This window comes from Nocardiopsis quinghaiensis (genome assembly GCF_008638365.1).
GTDB classification, from domain to species: domain Bacteria; phylum Actinomycetota; class Actinomycetes; order Streptosporangiales; family Streptosporangiaceae; genus Nocardiopsis; species Nocardiopsis quinghaiensis.
Genome location: NZ_VWVU01000034.1, coordinates 39,168 through 60,157 on the forward strand (window position 1 = coordinate 39,168; position 20,990 = coordinate 60,157).

At 69.6% G+C, this 20,990-nt stretch carries 22 protein-coding genes; 9 read left to right on the top strand and 13 right to left on the bottom strand.

Features of this window, described 5'->3' with window-relative positions; translation table 11 throughout:
• The first annotated feature begins 23 nt into the window (after positions 1 to 23).
• From FYX01_RS24285 to FYX01_RS24295, 3 genes are all read left to right on the top strand, one after another.
• Positions 24 to 1,013: a helix-hairpin-helix domain-containing protein gene (locus FYX01_RS24285; protein ID WP_263363797.1), complete on the top strand. Its 990-nt coding sequence runs from the start codon at positions 24 to 26 to the stop codon at positions 1,011 to 1,013.
• A 175-nt stretch (positions 1,014 to 1,188) separates the two neighbouring features.
• Entirely contained in the window at positions 1,189 to 1,779 is a 591-nt protein-coding gene (locus FYX01_RS24290) for a hypothetical protein (RefSeq protein ID WP_150245616.1), read from the top strand.
• Between the two features lie 104 nt (positions 1,780 to 1,883).
• The gene (locus FYX01_RS24295) at positions 1,884 to 2,474 is read left to right on the top strand and encodes a DUF6199 family natural product biosynthesis protein (RefSeq protein ID WP_150245619.1); all 591 of its coding nucleotides are present in this window, start codon (positions 1,884 to 1,886) and stop codon (positions 2,472 to 2,474) included.
• Here the strand turns inward: FYX01_RS24295 and FYX01_RS24300 are convergent.
• The 8 genes from FYX01_RS24300 to FYX01_RS24335 form a co-directional block, all read right to left on the bottom strand.
• Positions 2,471 to 4,306 (bottom strand): PQQ-binding-like beta-propeller repeat protein, encoded by a 1,836-nt coding sequence (locus FYX01_RS24300; RefSeq protein WP_150245622.1) that lies wholly within the window; start codon positions 4,304 to 4,306, stop codon positions 2,471 to 2,473. The genes FYX01_RS24295 and FYX01_RS24300 overlap by 4 nt on opposite strands.
• A gap of 1,212 nt (positions 4,307 to 5,518) precedes the next feature.
• Positions 5,519 to 6,697: an FAD-dependent oxidoreductase gene (locus FYX01_RS24305; RefSeq protein ID WP_150245625.1), complete on the bottom strand. Its 1,179-nt coding sequence runs from the start codon at positions 6,695 to 6,697 to the stop codon at positions 5,519 to 5,521.
• Entirely contained in the window at positions 6,694 to 7,275 is a 582-nt protein-coding gene (locus FYX01_RS24310) for a TetR/AcrR family transcriptional regulator (RefSeq protein WP_150245628.1), read from the bottom strand. Before FYX01_RS24310 ends, FYX01_RS24305 begins: the two co-directional genes overlap by 4 nt.
• Before the next feature lie 345 nt (positions 7,276 to 7,620).
• Positions 7,621 to 8,655, bottom strand: a complete 1,035-nt coding sequence (locus FYX01_RS24315; protein WP_150245631.1) for an aminotransferase class V-fold PLP-dependent enzyme — start codon at positions 8,653 to 8,655, stop codon at positions 7,621 to 7,623.
• 12 nt (positions 8,656 to 8,667) lie between these two features.
• Positions 8,668 to 9,648, bottom strand: coding sequence for a phosphotransferase family protein (locus FYX01_RS24320; protein WP_150245634.1), 981 nt, complete (start codon positions 9,646 to 9,648; stop codon positions 8,668 to 8,670).
• 31 nt (positions 9,649 to 9,679) lie between these two features.
• Positions 9,680 to 9,970, bottom strand: a complete 291-nt coding sequence (locus tag FYX01_RS27190; RefSeq protein WP_190394467.1) for a hypothetical protein — start codon at positions 9,968 to 9,970, stop codon at positions 9,680 to 9,682.
• Positions 9,971 to 10,195: 225 nt separating this feature from the next.
• Positions 10,196 to 10,975 (bottom strand): putative protein N(5)-glutamine methyltransferase, encoded by a 780-nt coding sequence (locus FYX01_RS24330; RefSeq protein WP_150245637.1) that lies wholly within the window; start codon positions 10,973 to 10,975, stop codon positions 10,196 to 10,198.
• Between the two features lie 155 nt (positions 10,976 to 11,130).
• On the bottom strand, positions 11,131 to 12,060 hold the full coding sequence (locus FYX01_RS24335) for a ribonuclease Z (protein WP_150245640.1): 930 nt from the start codon (positions 12,058 to 12,060) through the stop codon (positions 11,131 to 11,133).
• A gap of 59 nt (positions 12,061 to 12,119) precedes the next feature.
• On the opposite strand from FYX01_RS24335, the gene FYX01_RS26370 reads away from it, so the two are divergent.
• The gene (locus FYX01_RS26370) at positions 12,120 to 12,362 is read left to right on the top strand and encodes a VOC family protein (RefSeq protein WP_190394468.1); all 243 of its coding nucleotides are present in this window, start codon (positions 12,120 to 12,122) and stop codon (positions 12,360 to 12,362) included.
• Positions 12,363 to 12,461: 99 nt separating this feature from the next.
• Here FYX01_RS26370 and FYX01_RS24345 read toward each other — a convergent pair whose 3' ends face one another.
• Complete coding sequence (locus FYX01_RS24345; protein ID WP_150245643.1) at positions 12,462 to 13,025, bottom strand: hypothetical protein; 564 nt, start codon at positions 13,023 to 13,025, stop codon at positions 12,462 to 12,464.
• 436 nt (positions 13,026 to 13,461) lie between these two features.
• On the opposite strand from FYX01_RS24345, the gene FYX01_RS26930 reads away from it, so the two are divergent.
• Complete coding sequence (locus FYX01_RS26930; RefSeq protein WP_223830625.1) at positions 13,462 to 14,262, top strand: hypothetical protein; 801 nt, start codon at positions 13,462 to 13,464, stop codon at positions 14,260 to 14,262.
• A gap of 731 nt (positions 14,263 to 14,993) precedes the next feature.
• On the opposite strand, the gene FYX01_RS24355 is transcribed toward FYX01_RS26930, so the two are convergent.
• Positions 14,994 to 15,875 carry an SDR family NAD(P)-dependent oxidoreductase gene (locus tag FYX01_RS24355; RefSeq protein ID WP_150245646.1) on the bottom strand — a complete coding sequence of 294 codons (882 nt, stop codon included), beginning with the start codon at positions 15,873 to 15,875 and terminating at the stop codon, positions 14,994 to 14,996.
• A 111-nt stretch (positions 15,876 to 15,986) separates the two neighbouring features.
• On the opposite strand from FYX01_RS24355, the gene FYX01_RS24360 reads away from it, so the two are divergent.
• The gene (locus FYX01_RS24360) at positions 15,987 to 16,586 is read left to right on the top strand and encodes a TetR family transcriptional regulator (RefSeq protein WP_190394469.1); all 600 of its coding nucleotides are present in this window, start codon (positions 15,987 to 15,989) and stop codon (positions 16,584 to 16,586) included.
• Between the two features lie 100 nt (positions 16,587 to 16,686).
• On the opposite strand, the gene FYX01_RS24365 is transcribed toward FYX01_RS24360, so the two are convergent.
• Entirely contained in the window at positions 16,687 to 17,178 is a 492-nt protein-coding gene (locus FYX01_RS24365) for a Tn3 family transposase (protein ID WP_190394470.1), read from the bottom strand.
• Here FYX01_RS24365 and FYX01_RS24370 point away from each other — a divergent pair.
• A complete protein-coding gene (locus FYX01_RS24370; protein ID WP_190394471.1) occupies positions 17,128 to 17,889 on the top strand; it encodes a hypothetical protein in 762 nt (253 codons plus the stop codon). The genes FYX01_RS24365 and FYX01_RS24370 overlap by 51 nt on opposite strands.
• 42 nt (positions 17,890 to 17,931) lie before the next feature.
• On the opposite strand, the gene FYX01_RS24375 is transcribed toward FYX01_RS24370, so the two are convergent.
• Positions 17,932 to 18,372 carry a VOC family protein gene (locus tag FYX01_RS24375; RefSeq protein WP_150245658.1) on the bottom strand — a complete coding sequence of 147 codons (441 nt, stop codon included), beginning with the start codon at positions 18,370 to 18,372 and terminating at the stop codon, positions 17,932 to 17,934.
• Between the two features lie 561 nt (positions 18,373 to 18,933).
• Positions 18,934 to 19,605 (bottom strand): enoyl-CoA hydratase-related protein, encoded by a 672-nt coding sequence (locus FYX01_RS24380; protein ID WP_150245661.1) that lies wholly within the window; start codon positions 19,603 to 19,605, stop codon positions 18,934 to 18,936.
• Between the two features lie 356 nt (positions 19,606 to 19,961).
• Here FYX01_RS24380 and FYX01_RS24385 point away from each other — a divergent pair, with 356 nt between their 5' ends.
• A complete protein-coding gene (locus tag FYX01_RS24385) occupies positions 19,962 to 20,423 on the top strand; it encodes a helix-turn-helix transcriptional regulator (RefSeq protein ID WP_223830626.1) in 462 nt (153 codons plus the stop codon).
• 5 nt (positions 20,424 to 20,428) lie between these two features.
• Positions 20,429 to 20,842, top strand: coding sequence for a VOC family protein (locus FYX01_RS24390; protein WP_150245667.1), 414 nt, complete (start codon positions 20,429 to 20,431; stop codon positions 20,840 to 20,842).
• Positions 20,843 to 20,990 lie beyond the last annotated feature (148 nt).

The following is a 20,990-nucleotide window of genomic DNA, read 5'->3' on the forward strand; positions in this document are numbered from 1 at the left end:
TCTGGCACGAACAACTGCTGCGCGTGCTCGATGTGTTCACGGGGTGCGGCCTGGACCGCGCCGAGGCCATGCGCCGCGCCCTGGCCAGCGACCAGGGCCGCGCCCAGGTCGAGGCCGAGTTCCGCGCGCTGGCCGACCAGCGCGGCCACACCCCCCAGGTCATCGACCAGGTCTGGGAGATGGTGGCCGCGTTCGGGGCCTTCGGGTTCTGCAAGGCGCACGGGGTAGCCTTCGCCGCGTCCACCTACCAGTCCGCCTACCTCAAACGCCACCACCCGGCCGCGTTCACCGCAGGGATCATGGCCCACGATCCGGGCATGTACCCGCGCCGGGTGCTGTTGCAGGACGCCCGCCGTATGGGCGTGCCCGTCCTGGGCCTGGACGTCAACGCCTCCCACACCACCTGGCGCGTAGAACGCATCGACCAGGCCGGACTGATCCGATGGGGCCTGCGCCCCCCGCTGGTTGACGTCACCCACCTCACCGACCGCGACGTCGACCAGCTCCTCACCCATCGCCCCGTCACCGATCTGGCGGACCTGCTGGCCCGCACCGACCTGTCCAGGGAGGGCCTGGACGACCTGATCCTGGCCGGGGGCCTGGACACCCTCACCGGCGGCCGCGCCCACCGGCGCAGCGCCCTGCTGCACGCCCACGCCGAGGACCTCGCCCGTCTGGCGGCCCACCACCGGCTCACCCTGGCCCAGAGCCTGCACCAACTGGAGGAGGGCGCCCCGGTCACGGTGGCCGGGCGGCGGGTGAGCGTGCAGACCCCACCCACCCGCTCCGGGGCCCGGGTGGTGTTCGCGCCCCTGGAGGACCGCACGGGCCTGGTCGACCTCGCCCTGTTCGGCAGCGCCCAACAGCGCTCGGCCGCCGCGGTGTTCGCCGGCGGGGTCCTCCTGGCGCGCGGGCGCATCCGCCGGGCCGCACCCGGGGCCCTGCCCACCGTCGACGCCACCGAGGTGCGCCCTTTGGAGCACATCGTGGACCGTCATGGCGAATCAGAGTAATTGGCTATCGTGCCTATCCTGCCTCGAATTCCACGGCTCCGAGGTGGGGTCATCGACTCGTGACCACCCACCGCCGGGACAGGTCCACGGTCGGCGCGTACGGCGTGCACCGCTCAGCGTGATGTGAACATCCCCGTGACGTGCCTCCTGCGCAACCGCCGCCTAGGGTGGGCATGTGGACACCCTCACCACTGTGGTCATCCCCCTGGCAGCCATGGCCGTCGCTGGCATCAGCGCCAGCGCTGCCTGGGCCGCGGCGCGCGCAGCCCACCGTTCGGCTCACAGCGCTGCCACCCTCGCCACCAACGACGCCGAGCGCCGCCGCGACGAACTGGCCCCCACCATCGACCTGGCCTGCCAGGCCCAGGGCCAGCGTCGCGCGGTGCTCACCCTGACCCTGACCGGCCCGACAGGTCTGGAGGGCTTGGACCGGGTGGAGGTCACCATCGCCGACCCGCTCCCCGACCGGTACCCGGTCATCGCCGGAGGCCCGACCCAGCAGGAGTTGGACGCCCAGGTGTGGGGCCCCTACCGATTCGTCACCTCCACTACCGGTGTCACCGGCCACGGCACCGCCCAGGTCGAGCACGTGCGCCCCCACACCCCGGTCGACCTGGCTTTGGAGCAGACCCCCGCACCGGCGTGGGTGGCCGACCCGGCCGGGTGGCAGGAGGAGCGCGCCGGCCAGCTGCTGATTACGCTGGTGTGCCACCACGCCAGATACCGGCCCTGGACGCTTGAGCGGCAGACCGTAGCAACGCACTGATATTCGCGCAGTGCAGCGACACCCTTGCCTTTGTCCCGCTTCCACCCCATCGTCAACTCCTCTTTCACCCCCAGACCCCCGCACCTGCCAGGAAAGGACCACGTGTGCTCGCCCTGCACGTGTTGTTGTTCGTGATGGTCATCGGAGCCGTCGTGGTGCTGATCTACCCCCAAGTGGCCTGGCACCTGAAGTCCTGGCAGTACCGCGACCCCGAGGCCAACTACCCTTCCGAGGCATGGTTCGCCATGCAACGCATCGGCGCCGCGGTGATGATCGTGATCTGCCTCGTGATGTTGGCGCAGACGTGGCAGCCCGCCCCCTCCCCGGACGCCGAGGAGCGGGCCGAGGCCTCCGCGGTCGAAGAAACCGAACCCTCACCGGCATTCTCACCGGAGGAATTCACGCTCACCACCACGCTGACCATCCAGGGCCGCATCCACGGCTACACCACCACCGAGTACGGCCTACTGGTCTACGTCGACGCCGGCCACTGCACCATGGCCCCCTCCGTGCGCGCCACCGAGAACACGGACACCGTCGAGCTGCTGGTGCGAACCGAGAAGCGGCCGCAGTGGTGCGGCTACGAGCCCGACACCCTCGTGGAACGCGTCGTCAAGCTGGAGGAGCCGCTGGGCGAGCGCCGTGTCCTGGACAGCGAGGGCTCGGCCGTGCGCCACTGCCAGGAAGGGTGCTAGGGCACCAGACCGTACAAGGGGGCGGGACCGAGCCCCGGTGTGTTCGGGTTCTCCAGGTAGGACACCACCGCGCCGGGGGTCGATAGGGCGCTGTGCCCGTGATCTCTGAGCCAGGCGTCCACGGATTCCGGGACTGGTCCGTCGTCGAGGCCGATCCGCGTCCAAGCCTCTGCTGTCTCTGCGTCGTCCAGGGGCAGGACAGCGAACTCGCGCAGTTTATGGTCGGCGTCGTAGGCGACGTAGGGCATGGCCACCTGCTCATCCAGGACGGCGGCTTGCCCCATGCCCAACCACAGCTCCAGGTTCCGCTCGGTTCTCGTGCGCTGAACGACTACGCCGGAGGCGTCGGTGCGCAGGAGCAGAGTGGGCTCCTCGTCCTCCTGGTCGCGCAACACCACCGCCCCCTCGGCGCTGAGCGCCAGGGTGCGGTCCTCAGCCCCTTCGGGTGCCGAAGGCAGAGCCTGGATAGGCTCGCCGTCGGCCAGGGCGAACATACCGCCACGGGTCACGGCCACCGGCTCGCCGCCGACCTCTCCGGAAGCACTCACCCCGGGTGGGTAGTGGATACGCAGGTCCTCAGGAGTCCAGTCGTGGCGCCACACCTGCCGCCCGGTGGTGGCGTCCAGCGCGATGACGCTCTCCACCGCGCTCTCGGGCACATCCATGTCCGCGAGGGCGGCGCTCAGGTTGTACTCCACCTCCGGGTCCTTCAGGCACAGACGGGCCACCAGCACCCGGTCGCCGTAGCCACGGACCCCACCGTCGTTCCCCCACAAGCACAGGTGCCCCTCAGGTAGGTCCAGCTCGAACTCCCACAGGAGTTCGGTGGAGTCCGTGGCGTGGCCGACCACACGCTCCCCGCCCTCCTCGCGCACACGCAGGACCCGCACGTTGGGGGTGAGGTAGAGGGCGTCCGTGGGATCCTCCTTCCCTTCCGGCACCAGTAGGGGCATGGGTGCGTCGCGCACCACCTCGCCGGTCGCGGTGTCCAGCACGACCATCGTGCGCGTCTCGGGCTCTGGCCCAGGCTCTGCCACGTGCGACAGGTGGGCATAGCGGTCCTGTCCCGCGAACATCCCGGTCATCACCTGACGGCTGTAGGGAAGCCGGTAGGTCCACAGCTCCTCCCCGGTGGCCCCGTCCAGGGCCACGAAACCGTCGGTGTAGCGCACCAGGGGTCCACGCGGCCCCCGCTCCACGCCCACCACGGGGTGCTCGGGCTGCCAGGTCCACCCCACCCGGCTGACCGTGGCCGGAACCGGTGCGGACTCACCCGCCGCCTCGGCCCCGGTGTGCTCGACCAGGAGGAACCGGGTCACGGCCATCGGAACCAGCGTCCAGACCAGGACCACGGCCAGAGCACCCGCCGCCAGGCCGGTCAGCACCCGCTTCCACCGGTGCAGCGACAGGACGGCGGCCAGGCACAGCACCAGCGCCATGCCCAGAGCGACGAGGCAGACCCCGACCCACAGCCCGGTTACCGCCTCGGGGAACATCCGGTAGCGCTCGTTGTCGACCGCCAGGGTCAGGTGCCGGGTGGGGAAGGTCGCCCACACCAGGACCAGCCCCGCCAGGGCGATCGCCACGCGCCCCAGCACTCCCGCCAGGGACGAGTGCGCCAAGACGTGGGCGGGGTCGCGGGTGGCGGTCAGGGACACGAAACTGAGCACCGCGACCGCCATGAGCAGCGTCGCCCCCACCAGGAACGACAGGTTCTGCCCGGATGCCGCGTGCTCGGAGAAACCGAAGACACGAGGCGCGGTGAGGGCCAGGGCACCCACGAGTATCGCGACCCCGCTCCAGCCGAGCACGTCCCTGAGCCGTCTACCCATCGATTCCACACCCTGTTCCGGTCCGTCCCACTGTCAGCCAGGGCAGTTTAGGGACCCGGCCTCCGCCGCCTCACAGCGGACAGACCGTTGTCGTATGGCCAGTGGACAGCGCTTGTCGGGTCAGTCGTCAAGGTCGGGCAAGCCGGCGGATTCTTTGAGCGTTTTGGCTGCTCGGGTGTGTGCGGGGGCAAGGGCCGCTTGGGCCAGGGCGGTGACGCGGCGAGGTTCGGTCGGCTTGGTGAGCCCGGCGCGGGCCTGCTCGCCCTGGTCGACCGCGACCCCTAGGGCCAGCTGCGCCCGGTGGCCCTGAAGCTGCATCTGCCCACCGGCAAGGTCTCCTTCGCCCAGACCCCGGCCGCTGCAGCCAACAGCAGCGGTTGAAGGAAACATTCTTCCCGGCACGATGGAGGAAACGCGCTGGTCAGCCCGCACATGAATGGCTCCAGAAGGTTCCTTATGTTTCCCTGACGCACTTTGGCATTCCACCAAGCAGGGAGGGATGAGGTACCTTTGAATTCTTCCTCCACGACAGCCCGGAAAGGGTCGCCGTCCCGGGAGGCGACCATTCCCGTACCCACACGGGGCGCGGGCGGCTCCACGGAGGAGGGACTATGGGTGACCGACCTGAGCGACGGCGAGCGACTGTCGTCTTCGAGGTGATCAGGACACTGCTCGCTGGAGTGCGCTTCGTACTCTGGTTGACCAGGTTCTTCGGTGATTCCCCGGCCAACGGACCCCAACTGTAGACGTACAGTTGGCGGCCCGCGCCGGACGAGCGGGGCTGTGGTGTTGCGTCTGACAAGAGCGCACCATGGCCCCGTTTTCATGTCTGAGTATAGGCTACAACATCACCGGTTTGCACTTCGGTTACGGGATTCGGCAACTAATTTTCTTCTCGGATTCGTTTCGCTCTTCTTGTCATTCTTTCCGCGCTGGGTTTCCGGTTGGTCTTTCGGAGTCTCATCATCGGGTGGTTGATTCCGGTCCCGGTTTGGTCAACCAGACTTCGACCACGAGTCGGGTCTTCGACCACCCGTCAGGCGGTCCATCGCCGCCCGTACAGTGTCGGTACGGTCCGCGCCCGCTAGCTTCAGGCGGGAAACTGGACGCCGATGTGGTGGAGGCGGGTACCGCACCGAACTCCGGGGGAGAGCCCCCGCTGGGCTGGCTGTCGCCGCTTTCCGGCGTACTCGGTTCGCCCCCCGGGCGGGGTCAGCGGGGGGTCAGGCGGGTGTGTTCGCGCACCACGGGGGCGGGCTTGCCGGTGAGTGCGCCGGCCAGGAGGCGGCTCACTCCCGGGAGCGCGGCCAGGCGCAGTGCGGAGCGGCGCATGAGCAGTCGGGCGCGGGTGGAGGGAAGGAACCAGTGGGCGGTGCGCAGGGCGGCGCGTTGGCGTTCCTGTACGAGGGGGCGCCACTGCTGTTCGTAGCTTTCCAGGCCCTGGGACACGTTGGGGGCCGAGGCCAGGTGTTCGGCCAGGACGAAGGCGCCGCCCACGGCCAGGGAGGCGCCCTGGCCGGCCAGCAGTGAGACCGCGCCGCAGGCGTCGCCGAGTAGGACGGTGCGTCCCCGGCTCCAGTGGGGTACGAGGCTCTGGGAGACCTGGTCGTAGTAGACGTGTTCGGGGTCGGGGCAGTGCTCCAGGGCGCGGGGGACCAGCCAGCCCAGGTCGGCGTGGGTGTGGCGCAGGGTGGCGCGTGGGTCGTGGGGTCGGTCGGGGGTGGGGCTGCGGTGCACGGTGAAGGCGGCCACGGTTCCATCGCGTAGCCCGTACAGGCCCATCTGGGCGCCGATGGTGTCGGTGAGGTAGAAGCCTCCCCTGACCTGGGCGTGGATGTGGGGGTCGGTGAAGGTGAAGGCGGCGGTGTGGAAGCCCAGGTAGCGCAGGTGGTCGGTTTCGGGTCCCCAGAGCCGGTCGCGCACGGTGGAGTGGATGCCGTCGGCGCCGATGAGCAGGTCGCCGGTCAGGGTGCGGCCGTTCGTGAGAGTGACCTGGACCGTGTCGCCGTGGTCGTGGATCCGGTGCAGGGGGGAGTCGTAGCGCAGGTCCACGTCCGGGTGCAGGCTCTGGCGTAGTGCGCGTTCGAGGTCGGGGCGGGTGAGGGAGACGACGCCGGCGTTGGCGAACTGCTGTATGCCCACCGAGGCGCGGGGTGTGCCGTTGTGGTCGACGAGGGTGGCCCTGTCGATGTCGTATCCCAGTTCGTGCAGGCGGGGCAGCAGGCCCATGAGGTCGGCGGCCTGGTGGCCGGGGCCGAAGAAGTCGATCATGTAGCCCTGGGTGCGTGGGCCGGGTGCTTTTTCCAGGACGGTGACCTGCCAGCCGTGGGTGTGGAGCCGGTGGGCGGCGGTCAGGCCGGCGATGCCGGCTCCGCAGATGATGGCTCTCATCGTGGTGCTCCTTGGTGGTCGTCGGGGGTGAGGAGTCGGCGTAGGACGGGTTCGACCGTGGGGGCGGTCAGGTCGGGGTCCAGTGCGCGGTGCAGCATCACGCCGTCGAGGGTGGCGGCCAGGGTGGCGGCGGTGGCTTGGGGTGAGGGGACGCCGTTGGCGGTGAGCCAGGTGGTCAGGTGTCGGCGTAGCAGGTTCAGGACGTCGGTGATGGCGCGGCGCAGGTCCTGGTCGCGGGTGGCGGCCAGGTAGGTCTCGGTGACCAGTCGTGAGGCGGGGTCGTCGCCGGGGTAGCGGTCCAGGTCGCCCAGGATGAGGGCGAGGCCTTCGTGGGGTGTGGTCTGGGCCAGGTGTGCGGTGGCTTCTTCGGCGATGGTGTGCAGGGTCTGGGTGGCGGCTTCGGTGAGCAGGGCCTGCAGGGAGGTGAAGTGGTAGTGCACCAGGCCGGGACCGACTCCGGCGCGTTGGGCGAGTGTGCGGGTGCTGACCGCTGACCAGCCGCGTTCGCTGATCAGTTCGGTGGCTGCCTGGAGTAGGCGTGTGCGTACTTGTTCGCCCCGTTGTGCCGTCGTCGTCACCGTGCCACCTCTTGGTCATTCGTATTGGGCGGATGCCTTGGTCGTTCGCCCAATTCTGAGCATGGCACAGTGCCGCCCAGTGGACAAGGCCGGGGAGGGGGGGCTGAACGGTGGGCCGCGGCGGCCCGAACCGAGGGGCGCTGTTCGGGGAGCCGCCCCGCTTCCGGACCTGGCAGCCGTGGCCCGCGAAGGTGGTGGCGGGGAGCAGGGGTGGGGTGCCTCAGGTGGCGCGGGCCGGGGTGAGGGTTTCGGCGCTGGCGTCGGTGCGTGCGCGCGCCACCTCCAGCATGGCCCGGGCCGGGGCGTGGCGCCCTGCTGCGGGAAGGGCGAACCGCACGCGGCCTGTCAGGGGTGGAGGAGGGCTTTGGCGGCCCGTTCGGCGTCGTCGAGGGTGTTGTACAGGTGGAAGGCCAGGCGGGTGCGGCCGTCGCGCCGGGTGGTGACGATCCCGGCCCGGGCCAGGCGTTCGAAGGCCTCTGGCAGGTCGGTGGAGGTGATCGCGGAGTGGGCCGGTTCCTGGCCCAGTGCGGCGCGGAAGTGGTCGGTCAGGGCCGTGTCGTGCTCGCGTACCCGCTCCAGGCCCACCTGCAGCAGTACCCGGGTGGAGGCGGCCGCGGCCACGGCCGCGAACCAGTTGGGTGAGGTGTCGAAGGCCCGCGCGGTGGGGGACAGGTCCATGTCGGTGGCGTACATGGCCGCGGCCGTCTCGCGTGCGGCGGCCGGGCCGGCGTTGTTGGGGCGCAGCCGCTCGCGCAGGGAGGGGGCCAGGTAGGCCAGTGCCAGGCCGCGTGGTGCCATGAGCCACTTGTAGGCGGAGGCGAGCAGGGCGTCGAAGCCGGTGGCCCGCAGGGGCATCCATCCTGCGGCCTGGGTGGCGTCGGCCACGACCAGGGCGCCGTGGGCGCGGGCGGCGGCCACGATGTCCTCGGTGGGGGCGAGCTGGCCGGTGGCGGACTGCACCAGGCTGAAGGCGACCAGGTGGGTGTGCTCGTCCACGGCCTGGGCCAGGTACCGCAGGGGGACGGAGCGCACGGTGACGCCGCGGTCGGCCTGGGCGTGCCAGGGGAAGACGATGGAGGCGAAGTCGCCCTGGGGGACCAGGACGTGGGCGCCGTCGGGCAGGCTGGCGGCGATGGTGCCCGCGATCTGGGAGGTGCTGGTGCCCAGGGTGAGGTCGTCGACGGGCGCGCCCACCAGGGCGGCCAGGTGGGTGCGGGCCTGTTCCAGTTCCCGGCCCCAGGCGGCGGGGTCGCCGGTGGCTGCTTGCCAGCCGTCCAGGGCCCGGGTCAGGGCCTGGTGGGCGGGGGCGGGTGGGATGCCGTACTGGGCGGTGTTGAGCCAGACGGTGTCGGTGTTCCACAGGTCGGGGATCGTGTCCATGGTGTGAGTGTTTCAGTCGGTGGTGGCCAGGGCGGCGTGGAGGTTGTGTTCGGCGATGTCGAGCATGGTGTCGCGGTCGGGGAAGTCCCCGTCGAGCAGGCGCAGGGGTCCGGCGACCAGGGACAGGTGCATGGCCAGGGCGTACAGGTCGGTGCGGGCGCCGTCCAGGGGCCGGGTGTCCAGGCGCGGGTGGTGGTGGCCGAAGCGCAGGCGCAGGAAGGCGTGTTCCCATTCGACGTCGAAGAACATCAGTCCTTCGATGTCGATGAGGGCGGGGGCGCCGTCGGTGTCGACCAGGACGTGGTCGGGACCGAGTTCGCCGTGGATGAGGACGTGTTCGGCGCGGGGGGTGATGCGTGAGGCCAGGGTGTGCAGGGTGTGGGTGAGGCGTTGGTGGTGCTGGCTGACGCGCGGATCGCGCAGGGCGGCCTCGTCCAGGTCCGCCAGGGCTCGTTGGAGGACCAGGTGGTGGCAGGAGGGGGAGGCGGGGGTGCCGCCGCCTTGGACGTGGGCGACCTTGCCGAAGGTGGGGGCGGTGTGGTCGTGCATGGTGCGCAGACTCTGGCCGAGGCGGTCCAGGACGTGGAGCATGGCGCCTGGGTCGTGGTGCAGGTGCTCTTCGAGGGTGGGGCCGGGAATGTCCTCGACCACGGCCAGGGTGCCGGGGTGGTGGGTGGCGGAGGTGTCCAGGGCGTACAGGTGGGGCACGCGTACGCCCAGGTCGGTCAGTGCGTGGTGGGCGGCGGTGAACAGGTCGGGGCCGGAGTCGTGGGAGAAGGGGTCGGCCGGGTCGGTGCTCTGGCCGGTGGCGGACCAGTAGTCCTCGCTCTCGTGCCACAGGTAGGCGATGACGGTGGTGTCGGTGAGGGTGAGGCGGTAGACGCCCTTCTTGGTGCCGCCGCGCAGGCGTTGCACGGAGCGGGCGGGGCCGTGCCGGTCGAGTAGGGCGGGGACGGCGTGGGCGAGGGTGTGGTGGGCGGCGGGCGCGCTCATGGAACTCCTGGGCCGTGGTGGGGTGAGGGCATCATGGCACGGCCGTGGGAGTGCTGTTGGCCGCGGCGCTGGTGGTGTCCACCAACTGCTCCTGTGCCATCGTGTTCGTCACCCCGCTCACCCTGGCCCTGGCCGGTCTGGGCCACCCCGTCTCGGGAACCCGGGATTCGGCGGCCGAGCGGTTGTGGGCGACCGTGCTGGGCGCGGGGGAGCCGTGGGCCGGGGGTGTGCGGCGGTTGCCCGCGCGCTGTCGGACGGGCCCCGCTCCCTGGTCTGAGCCCGCGACCGGTGGGGTGGGCGCGTTCGTGGCTGTGGGGTGCACACGTCCTCCCCGTGTGTTCTCCCCACGGCCCGCCTGTCCAGCAACGCCAGGCACATCTGGGCGCGGGTGGGGTCGGCGAGCAGGGCGGCCAGGCGGTTTCCGTCGGGGCGTGCATGTCTCCAGGATGGGCCGGGAACCGTGCGGTGGTGGCCGGGGCGTTGCACGGAGGCGGGGGCGACCTGTTTCCGCGAGGTCGTGGGATGTGGGTGTGCTCGGCCCCCGGGGTCAGCGGGTTCCGGTGAGCACGGTGGCCTCCCGCTCGGGGCAGGAGGCCACCGCACAGGACAGGCCGCCCCGGGCGAAGGCCTGCCTGGCCGTGTGGATCTGCTGCTCCTGCACCTCCACCAGCAGGTGGCCGCCCGGCGCCAGCCACCGCCGGGCCTGGGCGGTGACGCGGCGTACCAGGTCCAGGCCGTCCGCGCCGCCGTCCAGGGAGCGGTGGTTCTCGTGCACGCGCGCCTCGGCGGGCATCAGGGCGATCCGGTCGGTGGGGACGTAGGGCACGTTGGCGACCAGGACCTGGACGCGGCCGCGCAGTCGCTGTGGCAGGGCGCGGTACAGGTCGCCGTGGTGCACCGGGTGGCCGGGCAGGTTGCGTCGGGCGCAGGTCACGCTGGCCGCGTCGATGTCGGCGGCGTGCAGGGTGATGTCGTCCCGGGTGTGGGCCAGGACCGCGCCCAGGGCGCCGGATCCGCAGCACAGGTCGACGGCCACGGCGCCGGGGGTGAGCAGGGAGGCGGCCTCGCGGGCCAGGAACTCGGTGCGGGGGCGGGGGACGAACACCCCCTCGTCCACCTGTACGCGCAGCCCGCAGAAGGCGGCCCACCCCAGGACGTGTTCGAGTGGCCGGCCGGCGCAGCGCCGGTCGGCCATCGAGGCCAGCTCGTTCGGGGTGCGCGCGGTGGAGGTGATCAGGTGCGCTTCTTCTTCGGCGAAGACACAGCCCGCCGAGCGCAAACGCGTGATCAGGGTGGAGGGGGAGACCGAAGAGGGTGGGGACGCCACGAAAGCCCTTCCAGGAGACTGTCGGGCGTTCCGGTCAGGACGCGGTGGTGTGTCCTGAGGGTGGAAACGCCCAGCCTGCGACAGCGACGATCGTTCTCACCTCCACGGCCGGTCCCTGCGGTGCCCGGAGACTCTATCCCATGCGGGTGGCGCGGTCAGGGGCGACGGGACGGGAGCGGTATGCGCCGCAGGTCCTGGGCCAGCACGGTGTGGCCGTCGAACTCGGCGGCGGCCTGGGTGACGAAGCGGGGGTCGTCCTGCTGTTCGTAGCGTTCGGACAGGTGGGTGAGCACCAGGGTGCCCACCCCGGCGCGGGCGGCGATGCGTCCGGCCTGGCGGGCGGTCAGATGGCCGTAGGAGCGGGCCAGGTGTTCCTCGGTGTCCAGGTAGGTGGACTCGATCACCAGCATGTCGGCGCCGTGCGCCAGTTCCACCGCCTGGTCGCATTCGGCGGTGTCCATCACGAAGGCCAGCACCTGGCCCCGGCGGGGGCGGGCGCACTGGGCCAGTTCCACTCGGTGGCCGTCGTCGGTGGTGACGGCGCCCTGGCGTTGCAGGCGTCCGATCATGGGGCCGTGCACGCCGTGTGCGGCCAGTTCCCCGGGCAGCATCCGCCACCCGTCCGGTTCGGCCAGCCGGTAGCCGTAGGTGGTGGTGGAGTGGCGCAGCGGCAGCGCGGTGATGTGCACGTCCTGCTCGCCCAGGAGGCAGGACCCGGTGCCGCCGACCGGTTGGGCCACCACGACGTCGGTGTCGTGGAAGGCGGTGGCGTGGCGTAGGCGCTGCCAGTACTGCTGGCCCTGGGCCGGGTAGGCCACGCGCACGGTGTGGGGTACCCGGTCCCGGGCGATGCGCTGGATGGTTCCGGGCAGCCCCAGGCAGTGGTCGCCGTGGAAGTGGGTGATGCAGATGCGGGTGATGTCGGTGGCGGACAGGCCCGCCAGGCTCATCTGGCGCTGGGTGCCCTCGCCCGGGTCGAAGAGGACGCCGTGGGTGTCCCATCGCAGGAAGTAGCCGTTGTGGTTGCGGCGGCGGGTGGGCACCGCGCTGGAGGTGCCCAGGACGACGAGTTCGCGTACGGACATGGGTGGATCCTGCCACAGGCGGTGGCCTGGCTGCTGTGCTGTTCCGATGCGCGCGTCCCATGACGGTAACCGGGGCGTCGCGGCTGAGCGTGGGGCCCCAGCTCGGCGTGTCGCGCCCGGCGGTCTCCCAGCACCTCGCCGTGCTGGAGCCCTCCGGCCATCCCGCGGTGGAGCCGTACGGGGAGGCGCCGGTCGACGACGGCATCCCGGCCACCGCCTTCGCCGTGGACGACGTACGCGCGGAGTTCGACCGGCCACGCGAGCGCGGAGCGCGCTTCACCCGGGAGCCGTTGAAGACGTGACCGGTCACCGCCGCGGTGCTGGGCGACACCTGCGGCAACCTGATCCAGATCCAGACCACGCGGTCGGCGTAGGACGATGATCCGGCGCGTTCGGGCGGCTCAGGCGTGTGCCGAGTAGAAGTCCCGGGCCTTGTACAGCAGGCTCCCCGCGTTCAGAGCCATCAGCAGCGGCACGAGCACCCCGACGAACAGCAGCGGCTGCCCCACGGCCAGGGCGATCACCGCCACAGCCGCGGCGAAGGCCACCAGGGGAAGTTGCAGGACCAGGGCGATCCTGTGGACGGTGGGGCTCGGCCGCCCCAGCATTCTGGCCGTGACCAGGCAGCCCGCACCGTAGGCCAGGGCGATGGCGGCCGTGGCGGTGCCCGCGTCCTCCTGCTGGCCGAAGGAGGACAGGAGCGCGAGCAGGAACAGGGCTCCGTTCAGGTACAGGGCCCGCTGGGCGGCGCGCACCACCCCCGGCCGTTCGCGGCGGGGCACGATTCCCGAGGTCTCCCCGTAGGCGCCCTGCCCCGCACCGCTGACAGCCACGACCAGCACCACCAGGACCAGCAGTGCGCCGCAGCCTACGGCCAGCCACAGCAGCGGGGTGCCATCGGAGCCGAGCAACCCCGTGGCGACGGGGGGAGGGTCCGTCGAAGCCAGGGCACGGAAGAGGCTCATGACCTCATCATGTCAGCGGACTTTCGGGCACAGGGGCCTTTGGGGGTCGAGGAGGACTACTACAGGTTTCCCACCCGCAAGCCCACCACGCCCGCCTCGGGCAGGACCCGACATCGCATCCACCTGTGGCGCCTGACCCCATCAGCGGAAACACCCTAAAACAATGGTGTTGGTGGTCAGGACGCCGCGTGGCGACGTCATGATCTTTCCAGCAACTGACGCACCTCGGGTGTGGGCGTCGGGCTCTTGTTTCCGTGCGACTCATCGTGATAGGGACGTAAATGCGAGATATTCCGAGGAAGTGATGGCGAACACCGTGCACGCGAGTTGCGAGTGTTTGGAGTGAGTCGGCCTCGTGGGCTGCAGAAGCGCCTGCTTCGATCGACCCTGCGGCGTTCGCAATCGACACGCAGGATCGGCTTGAATCAGGAGTTCAATGGTACCGAAAAAGAAGACGATCAATATGGTCTGCGTGGTTGTCGCAGCATTTCTGATGGCCCCGATGGGAACGGCTGCGGCATCGCCGACGCCGTCAGGAGCGGGTCCGGATGCGGCGCCGTCGGCGCAGCCGGCCACCGAATGTTCTGACAACGGTGCCGAGACCACGGGCGCCGAGCAGGACGACGCGTACGACATGACTCTGATCGACGGCGCACCGGCCGAACGGCTCGCGGCCGATGTGGCCGCGCTCGTCGGCGACGGCGAAGTGACGGTGCACGCGTCGGCCGAGGCCCTGGCGCGCGACGGAGCCAAGGCCTACCAGATCAAGGCCGACTCGGACCAGCCGCAGCACACCTCGGTGAGTGTCCCGATCTCGGGCGGCTACAGCGAGCCGTTGAGCAACCTGACGGTTCTTCTCGATGCTGAGGGCGCCGTCGTCCAGTACGCCGAGACTCTGTACAGCCAGGCCGACTCCGGCAATTTCCACATCAGCAGCTACGTGGACGGTGCGCTCACGAAGAGCGGGGACACCGGTATCCCGTTCGTGGGTGACGAGCAACTCCGTGACGAGGTGGCGGCCGCGAACGAAGCGGTCGCCGAGAGCGCCAGCACGGGCGCGTGCGTCGCCGCGGTACTCGGTGTCAGCGGCGCGGTGGGCGCCGCCATCGCATATGCCTGCGTCGGTTCCTGCTCCGTCCCCATGACTCCCGTCACCGCCCCGGTCTGCGCGGCGTGCATCGGTGGGTTCGCGGTCGTCGGCGGTGCTTCGATCACAGCGATCGCGAGCTGTTTCTGAGGTGGTCACCATGCTTAAAGGCAAGGGGTCTTACCGACTCTTCCTCGCCTTTCTCATCACCATGGCGTTGGCCGGGGCGGGTTTGATCCTGCTCGTTCCCAGCCTCGCTGACTCCGGGGGCACCCTCCATTGGGTGGGCTTCGCGGCTTTGGGGCTGATCGTTGTCGGGTGCATGTTCGTCTTAAGACGTGTCCGGCCCGATCGTGTAGACACACGGTAAAACGGCTGCAGCATGAAGGCGAAAATGCCCCGCTCTCATCAGGGAACGGGGCATTTTGAATGCGCTGTCAGGGGCAACACCGTTGTTTTAAGGTGTTGTTGCTGGTGGGACGAGGTACCAGATACGGACCCGATGTCGAGTTCCGCCCGAGGCGGACGTGGTGCGCTTGCGCGTGGGGAACCGGAAGGAGCACCGTGGCCTGAGAACCGATCTGGGCCTCACTTGACATCTATAGGACCGTCCCGGAACGAAACACCCCGGCTCCAGGTCGGGGTTGGCGAAGATCGGGCGCTTCCATGATCCGGCGGTGAGTTCGGCGTGGGCGGCGATGTCCTCAGCCTTGTAGTGCTTGCGGCTGGGTGCCATCGCCGCGGTGATGGCCAGCGCCTCCAGTTTGGTCTGGGACACGTCGGCGGCCTCGACCTTCCCGGCGCCGAGACCAGCCTGCTGCTGCCGATCGCCCCGCCAAGCTCACCGTGGAACGGTTCGAGGATCTGCCTCGGTCCGACTGCTAAGCGTTGGATCGTCCGCGAGAACCGTCTGGGCTCCCGGTGATACCGAGGAGCTCGCACGTTCGACGCCAGAAGGTATCGACGAGCACGTCGTCGCCGACCTGGGGGTTGATCTGCCGGGGCTTCGCAGGCTTGGTCTGTGCGTAGAAGCGACCCGGTTCCCAGGCCACTCCCGGCCGCCCGGTCAGGAAAAAGGAGAGGTTCGATCCGCCCTTCTCAGGCGGGACGAGCGCGATTCGGGAGAGGGGTGTGCGGTACAGCAGCCGGGTGAGCACGTGGTTGTTCTCGGCACCGAATCCGGTGCGCACGTTTCCGGGATCGAAGGCGACGGCATTGATCCCGTTGCCGCCGTAGCGGGCGTGGAGCCCGCGGGCGAACAGGATGTTCGCCAGCTTGGCATCTCCGTAGGCCCGCATCGGCGCGTAGGACCTCTCATGGTTGAGGTCATCGACGTCGACCATGCCGATGATCCTGGCCGAGGCGCTCGACGTGTTCACCACGACGCCGTCCCCGGCCTGTAACAGGTCCACAAGCAGGTGGGTCAAAAGGAACGGGGCCAGCAGGTTGACTTGGAAGATCTTCTCGTTGCCGTCCTCGGTCACGGTGCGCTCACCGAATATCCCGCCCGCGTTGTTGGCCAGGACGTCGACGCGGTCCACCGCTCCCCGCAGGTCCGCAGCGAGCCGGCGCACGTCCTCCAGCTGGGTGAAGTCGGCGAGGAAGTGCTCCGCGCCCACCTGGCGTGCAACGGCCGCGGTCTTGTGAGCGGATCGCCCCACGAGGATCAGTCTGTGGTCGGGCTGTGCACGGGCGACCTGGCGAGCGGCTTCCGCGCCGATCCCGTCCGAGCCGCCGGTGATGATGATCGTTCGTCCCGTCATATGGGCGTCTCTCCTCGAACCGGCCACTACGTGGCCCTAAGATGTCTTAAATGACACTGGAGTGCCACTTCCGACTCGTGAGGGTAGCATGGCGGGATGGATGAGGCACAGGTGAGTCTTCGTGAGAGAACCAGGCGTGCCGTGCGCGGTGAGATCGCCGAAGCCGCCATGGAACTGTTTCTGGAGAAGGGCTTCGACGCCACCACGGTGGAGGAGATCGCGCAGGCTGCGGGGATCTCCCGGCGGAGCTACTTCCGCTATTTCAGTGGCAAGGACGAGGCCTTGGCCGGTGCGCTCGACGCCATCGGCCGAACCATCGCCGACGAGCTCGCCCAGCGCCCCGTCGGCGAGGCTCCCTGGGTATGCCTGAAGTACGCGTTCGCGCCCCTGCTCGCTAGGGCGGAGGCCGACCCTCGCGCCGCGGCGCTGGCGCGGCTGATGCTGGAGCGCCCGGACCTGCAACAGGGCAAGGACTCAAGCTGGCAGGACGGCATCGCGGAGGCCCTCGCGCGCCGGCTTCCCCCGGGAACCGCCGACCCCGCGTTCGCCTCCCGGGCCCTGGCCGGGGCCGCGATCTCCTGTCTGCACTCGGCGCAGGACCAGTGGCTGCGCCCCAGCGAGGATCGCACGCTCAGCGCACTGCTCGACACGGCGATGGATGCCGTGCACCCTCTGCGTCCGAGTGACCGCAGAGCGAAGCCCGCCGAGTGAACCACGAGCCCCCGCCCAGCCGTCCTCGGAAGGAACGTCGCCCTTCCTGTGACGAAGGCGGCGTAAGGGCGTGGTCCCGTTCGGCATGTCATGCGTTCGGTCAGGCGTTCTGGTCGAGGTCGCGTAGCGGCCGCAGGCCTTCCACGGCAGGGTCGGTGGGGAAGGTGTAGGAACCCAGGAAGTTGATGTGGTCGAACACCAGCGGGGACAGGCGGGCGCACATCTCCTCCGTTGCGTGGAAGCCTTCGGCGCGCAGCCGGGTGACGGCGGCGTCGATGTAGAGCGAGTTCCACCACACCACGGCGTTGAGCACCAGCCCCAGGGCGCCGAGCTGGTTCTCCAGCCCCTGGCGGTAGCGCTGGCGGAGTTCGCCGCGGTTGCCGAAGCAGATCTTGCGGGCCAGCTGGTGGCGGGATTCGGAGACGTTGAGCTGGGCGCCGATCATGCGCCGGTAGGGCTCATCGTGCAGGAACTGGAGCAGGTGCAGGGTCTTGAAGATGCGCCCGTAGTGCGCGAAGGCCTCCGAGCCGAGCGCCGACCCTTGACCCCCAGCGCGAGCGGCAGCGTCGCCCAGCAGTTCAACCGAGCCCACGAGTTCCTCACCTGGTTGGACGGGCAGGGCCTCACACTGAAGCAGGTGGGACAGGCCGAGATCGACCGCTGGCACGCAGCCAACCCGCTTCACCGGCAACGTTCCCTGCGGGCGTTTTTGACCTGGGCACGCGACACCGGCCGGCTCCCCTCACGGCCGACGTTCCCTCGCCTGGCCATCACCGAAGGGCCGCGGCTCACCCAGCACCGACGCCTCGAACTCCTGCGCCGGGTCCTGGATGAGAGGGCGGGGCCACTGCGCTCCCGAGTGGCGGCCTGCCTGATGCTGCTCTTCGCCCAACCCGCGAGCCGCATCGCCCTGCTGACCACCGACGACATCATCCAGGACACCGATGGCCAGGTGCTCATCCATCTCGGCGACCCACCGACTCCGGTCCCCGAACCGTTCGCCGACCTGCTACTGCGGGCCAGGAAGCAGCGGACCAATATGAACACCACCAACGGGGATGCGACCTGGTTGTTCCCCGGCCGCAGGGCCGGACGCCCCATACACCCCTACAGCCTCGCCGAGCTGATCCGCGACATCGGTATCCCTGGAACAGCGGTGCGCACCTTCGCACTGCGCCAACTCGTTCTCCAAGCCCTCGCTCCGGTCATCGCCCGGGCCCTGGGACTCCACGACAAGACCACCACGCAAGTCCTCACCGAAGCCGGAGGAAGCTGGAACCGCTACGCGCCCAGCGACCGATGATGGTCAAGTCTGCGCTTCTTGGCCCTTGCTCCAGAACAGGTTTCAGTCAACGAAGGCGGTCAGTGAGCCTCGGTCGTCGAACCTCGCCTCTGACGCCCAGGCAATCTCCCAGCGGTTGCCTTCCGGGTCCGCGATATAGGCAGACCGTCCTCCCCAGGGGCGGTCCACCGGCTCGGCCACGACCGCGGCGCCGACTCGGACAGCGGTTTTGAACGCTGCGTCCACCTGCTGAGGACCATCCACATTGCAGGCGAGCGTGAACCCTGACCAGCCGATCGGAGCGGGAGCACCGCCCGCTGCCTCGGCGGCCAGTTCCTCCATGGGATATAGGGACAGCAGCACGCCGCCAAGGAGGAAACCCGCCCAGCTGTCACTACTGGACGAGATCTCCTTCCACCCCAAGGCTCGATAGAACCGTCGGAGCTCGGGCATGTCCCGGGCTCCGAGTGTCACCACGGTCAAACGCGCAGGAATGTCAGACATGCCTGGAGACTACGTGGCGCAAAGCAGAAGAAGCAGCGGCCGGCTGGAACCGCTACGCCCCCAGTGACCACGCGCAGTGACCGGAGCGGCAGAAGCCACGGAGAATACAGATCACTCGATCAACGACTCTTACCAGTCTCGCCCCCCCTTTCGGACATGTCCGAAGCGGGCGGCGGCGCGATTCGGTTTTGGATACAGCCGCAGCTGTACCCGTCTCGTTTTCGGAGGTCGGCGACCTGCCGAGAATAACGTTGCGGCCCCGTGGGGAGCGGGGGCGGACCACGGGGCGCCGCCACAGGCCTCACCTCTCATAAGGCCCACTTATCGGAGGTGAGGAATCCAGGCCTCGTGGGCCTGATTACGTTGTGCTTGAGCTTTAACGTTATTTAATAACGTAATCAACGTTACGAAATTCGGCGGGGCACTCCGAACGGCCCGGAGTGGGCAGGGTGGGCCCGGGTGCTCCCGAAGCTGTTCAACGGTGCCCGCGTGAGTGGCGGGCTGGTCCCCGCGGCGGACGGCGTGGCCGTGTGAGCGCCGTCCGCCGCGGGGCGCGCTGCGTCAGCCGAGGGGGTTCTCGGTGTCCTGAAGGAGTTCGAGGGCGGGAGCGTACATGCGGGTCTTGATCGTGCCCAGGGTCGTTCCGGCCTTGGCCGCCATGGGTCGGGCGAGCTCGATCGCGTTCGCGCGGACCTCGCCCTCACCGGCGGTGTGGTCGACGATTCCGGCGGCCTGCGCGTCGGTGCCCCCGTAGCGGCGGCCGGTGACCATGGCCTCGTGGGCGGTCTGGGGTGTGAGGCGGGACTGGATGAGGGCGCTCATGCCGGGGGCGAAGGGGATGTTGATGTCGACCTCGGGCAGGCACCAGTATCCGCGGTCGGCGCGCATGACGCGGAAGTCGTGTGCCAGGGAGAGCATGGCTCCCGCGGCGAAGGTGTGTCCCTGCATGGCGGCGACGGTGACCAGCGGCAGGGACAGGATGCGTGCGAGCAGGGCGTGGACGCTGATCACGTAGTCGGCGCGGGAGTCGGGGTTGGCCATCAGCCAGTCCAGGTCCAGGCCGTTGGTGAAGAACTTGCCGGTCGCGGTGGTGACGAGGGCCTGGGGGCCTTCGGTCCTGTCGACCTCGTCCAGGAGTGTGTTGACCGAGGCGATCCAGTCGGGGTGGAAGCGGTTCTCGGTGTCGCCGATGTCGAGGACGAAGACATCGCCGTCGCGGTCGAGGGTGGGCATGGTGCCTCCTGGAAGAACCCATGTTACTGGCGAGTAGGTTTGCGTTCGAACACTACCGGACGATGACCGTGACGACCATCGGTGATCAGCTTGTTGTCGGTCAGGGGCCGTCGCGGACCGATGGAGTCGCCATGAGCGGGTTCCTGGGGCGGGTCAGACCCTGCGGCCCATGCCGCGGTACTCGTCAGGGGGGACACTCGGGGACGTCCTTCACCGCGGGGTGCGGCGGGATGGCGTCTTACCTTACGGAGTTTCACTGGGTACGACGAAGCCGATGGATTCGGGCTTTTGGTCGGTTTCGTGGTCGTCCCGGGGCGCCTCGCGGCGGTTGCTGGGCAACCCCGGTGCGAGGTGGCATGATCGGTCAGGTGAGCAGCAAACCCGCCGCGGCGCGTCGTCTGAGTGATCTGGCGCGTCTGCGCCGCGTCCGCGACCGGATCGACCGGGAGTACGCGCAGCCGCTGGACGTGGAGGCGCTCGCCCGCGGCGCGCACATGTCGGCCGGGCACCTCAGCCGCCGGTTCCGGGAGGCCTACGGGGAGTCGCCGTACTCCTACCTGATGACGCGGCGCGTCGAGCGCGCGATGGCGCTGCTGCGCCGTGGCGACCTCAGCGTCACCGAGGTCTGCTTCACGGTCGGCTGCTCGTCGCTGGGCACCTTCAGCACCCGCTTCGCCGAACTGGTCGGCGTGCCGCCCGGCGTCTACCGGCGCCAGGCGGCGCGCTCGACGGAGGGGATGCCCCCGTGCGTGGCCCAACAGGTGACCAGACCGGTCAGGAATCGAGAAGCACCGGTCACCGAGCCGCGTCTAGCGTGACTGCCATGGACATCACCATTCACCAGAGCTTCCTTCCGCACGAGGACCCGGACGCGTCCCTGGCCTTCTACCGCGACATCCTCGGCTTCGAGGTCCGCAGCGACGTCGGATACGACGGGATGCGCTGGATCACGGTCGGCCCCGTCAACCAGCCCGGCACGGCCATCGTCCTGGAGCCGCCGGCCCCGCCCGGCTGCGGCATCACCGACGAGGAGCGCCGCACCATCGCCGAGATGATGGCCAAGGGCACCTACGCCGGCGTCAACCTGGCCACCACCGATCTGGACGGCCTCTTCGAGCGGCTGCGGGCCGGTGACGCCGAGGTCGTCCAGGAACCGGCCCAGCAGCCGTACGGCGTCCGCGACTGCGCCTTCCGCGATCCCGCGGGCAACCTGATCCGCATCCAGGAACTGCGCTGAACCGTCTGGGGACCGCACCCGTTCCGGACGCCGCTGTCCAGAGCGGAGCGAACGTCCTCGATCCGCGAGGAAGGGGCTGTTCGGTGGGTTCTTCGCGGTGTGCCGGGCACCGGACGGCTTCCTGCGGAAGGTGACTTCCGCGTGACAG

Coding starts and splice junctions, on each gene's coding strand:
- FYX01_RS24375 (WP_150245658.1), bottom strand. CDS start 18,372: ATGTCTGACATTCCTGCGCGTTTGACCGTGGTGACACTCGGAGCCCGG.
- FYX01_RS24300 (WP_150245622.1), bottom strand. CDS start 4,306: ATGGGTAGACGGCTCAGGGACGTGCTCGGCTGGAGCGGGGTCGCGATA.
- FYX01_RS26370 (WP_190394468.1), top strand. CDS start 12,120: ATGACGGTAACCGGGGCGTCGCGGCTGAGCGTGGGGCCCCAGCTCGGC.
- FYX01_RS24345 (WP_150245643.1), bottom strand. CDS start 13,025: ATGAGCCTCTTCCGTGCCCTGGCTTCGACGGACCCTCCCCCCGTCGCC.
- FYX01_RS24355 (WP_150245646.1), bottom strand. CDS start 15,875: ATGACGGGACGAACGATCATCATCACCGGCGGCTCGGACGGGATCGGC.
- FYX01_RS24315 (WP_150245631.1), bottom strand. CDS start 8,655: ATGGACACGATCCCCGACCTGTGGAACACCGACACCGTCTGGCTCAAC.
- FYX01_RS24335 (WP_150245640.1), bottom strand. CDS start 12,060: ATGTCCGTACGCGAACTCGTCGTCCTGGGCACCTCCAGCGCGGTGCCC.
- FYX01_RS26930 (WP_223830625.1), top strand. CDS start 13,462: ATGGTACCGAAAAAGAAGACGATCAATATGGTCTGCGTGGTTGTCGCA.
- FYX01_RS24320 (WP_150245634.1), bottom strand. CDS start 9,648: ATGAGCGCGCCCGCCGCCCACCACACCCTCGCCCACGCCGTCCCCGCC.
- FYX01_RS24305 (WP_150245625.1), bottom strand. CDS start 6,697: ATGAGAGCCATCATCTGCGGAGCCGGCATCGCCGGCCTGACCGCCGCC.
- FYX01_RS24390 (WP_150245667.1), top strand. CDS start 20,429: ATGGACATCACCATTCACCAGAGCTTCCTTCCGCACGAGGACCCGGAC.
- FYX01_RS24385 (WP_223830626.1), top strand. CDS start 19,962: ATGATCGGTCAGGTGAGCAGCAAACCCGCCGCGGCGCGTCGTCTGAGT.
- FYX01_RS24380 (WP_150245661.1), bottom strand. CDS start 19,605: ATGCCCACCCTCGACCGCGACGGCGATGTCTTCGTCCTCGACATCGGC.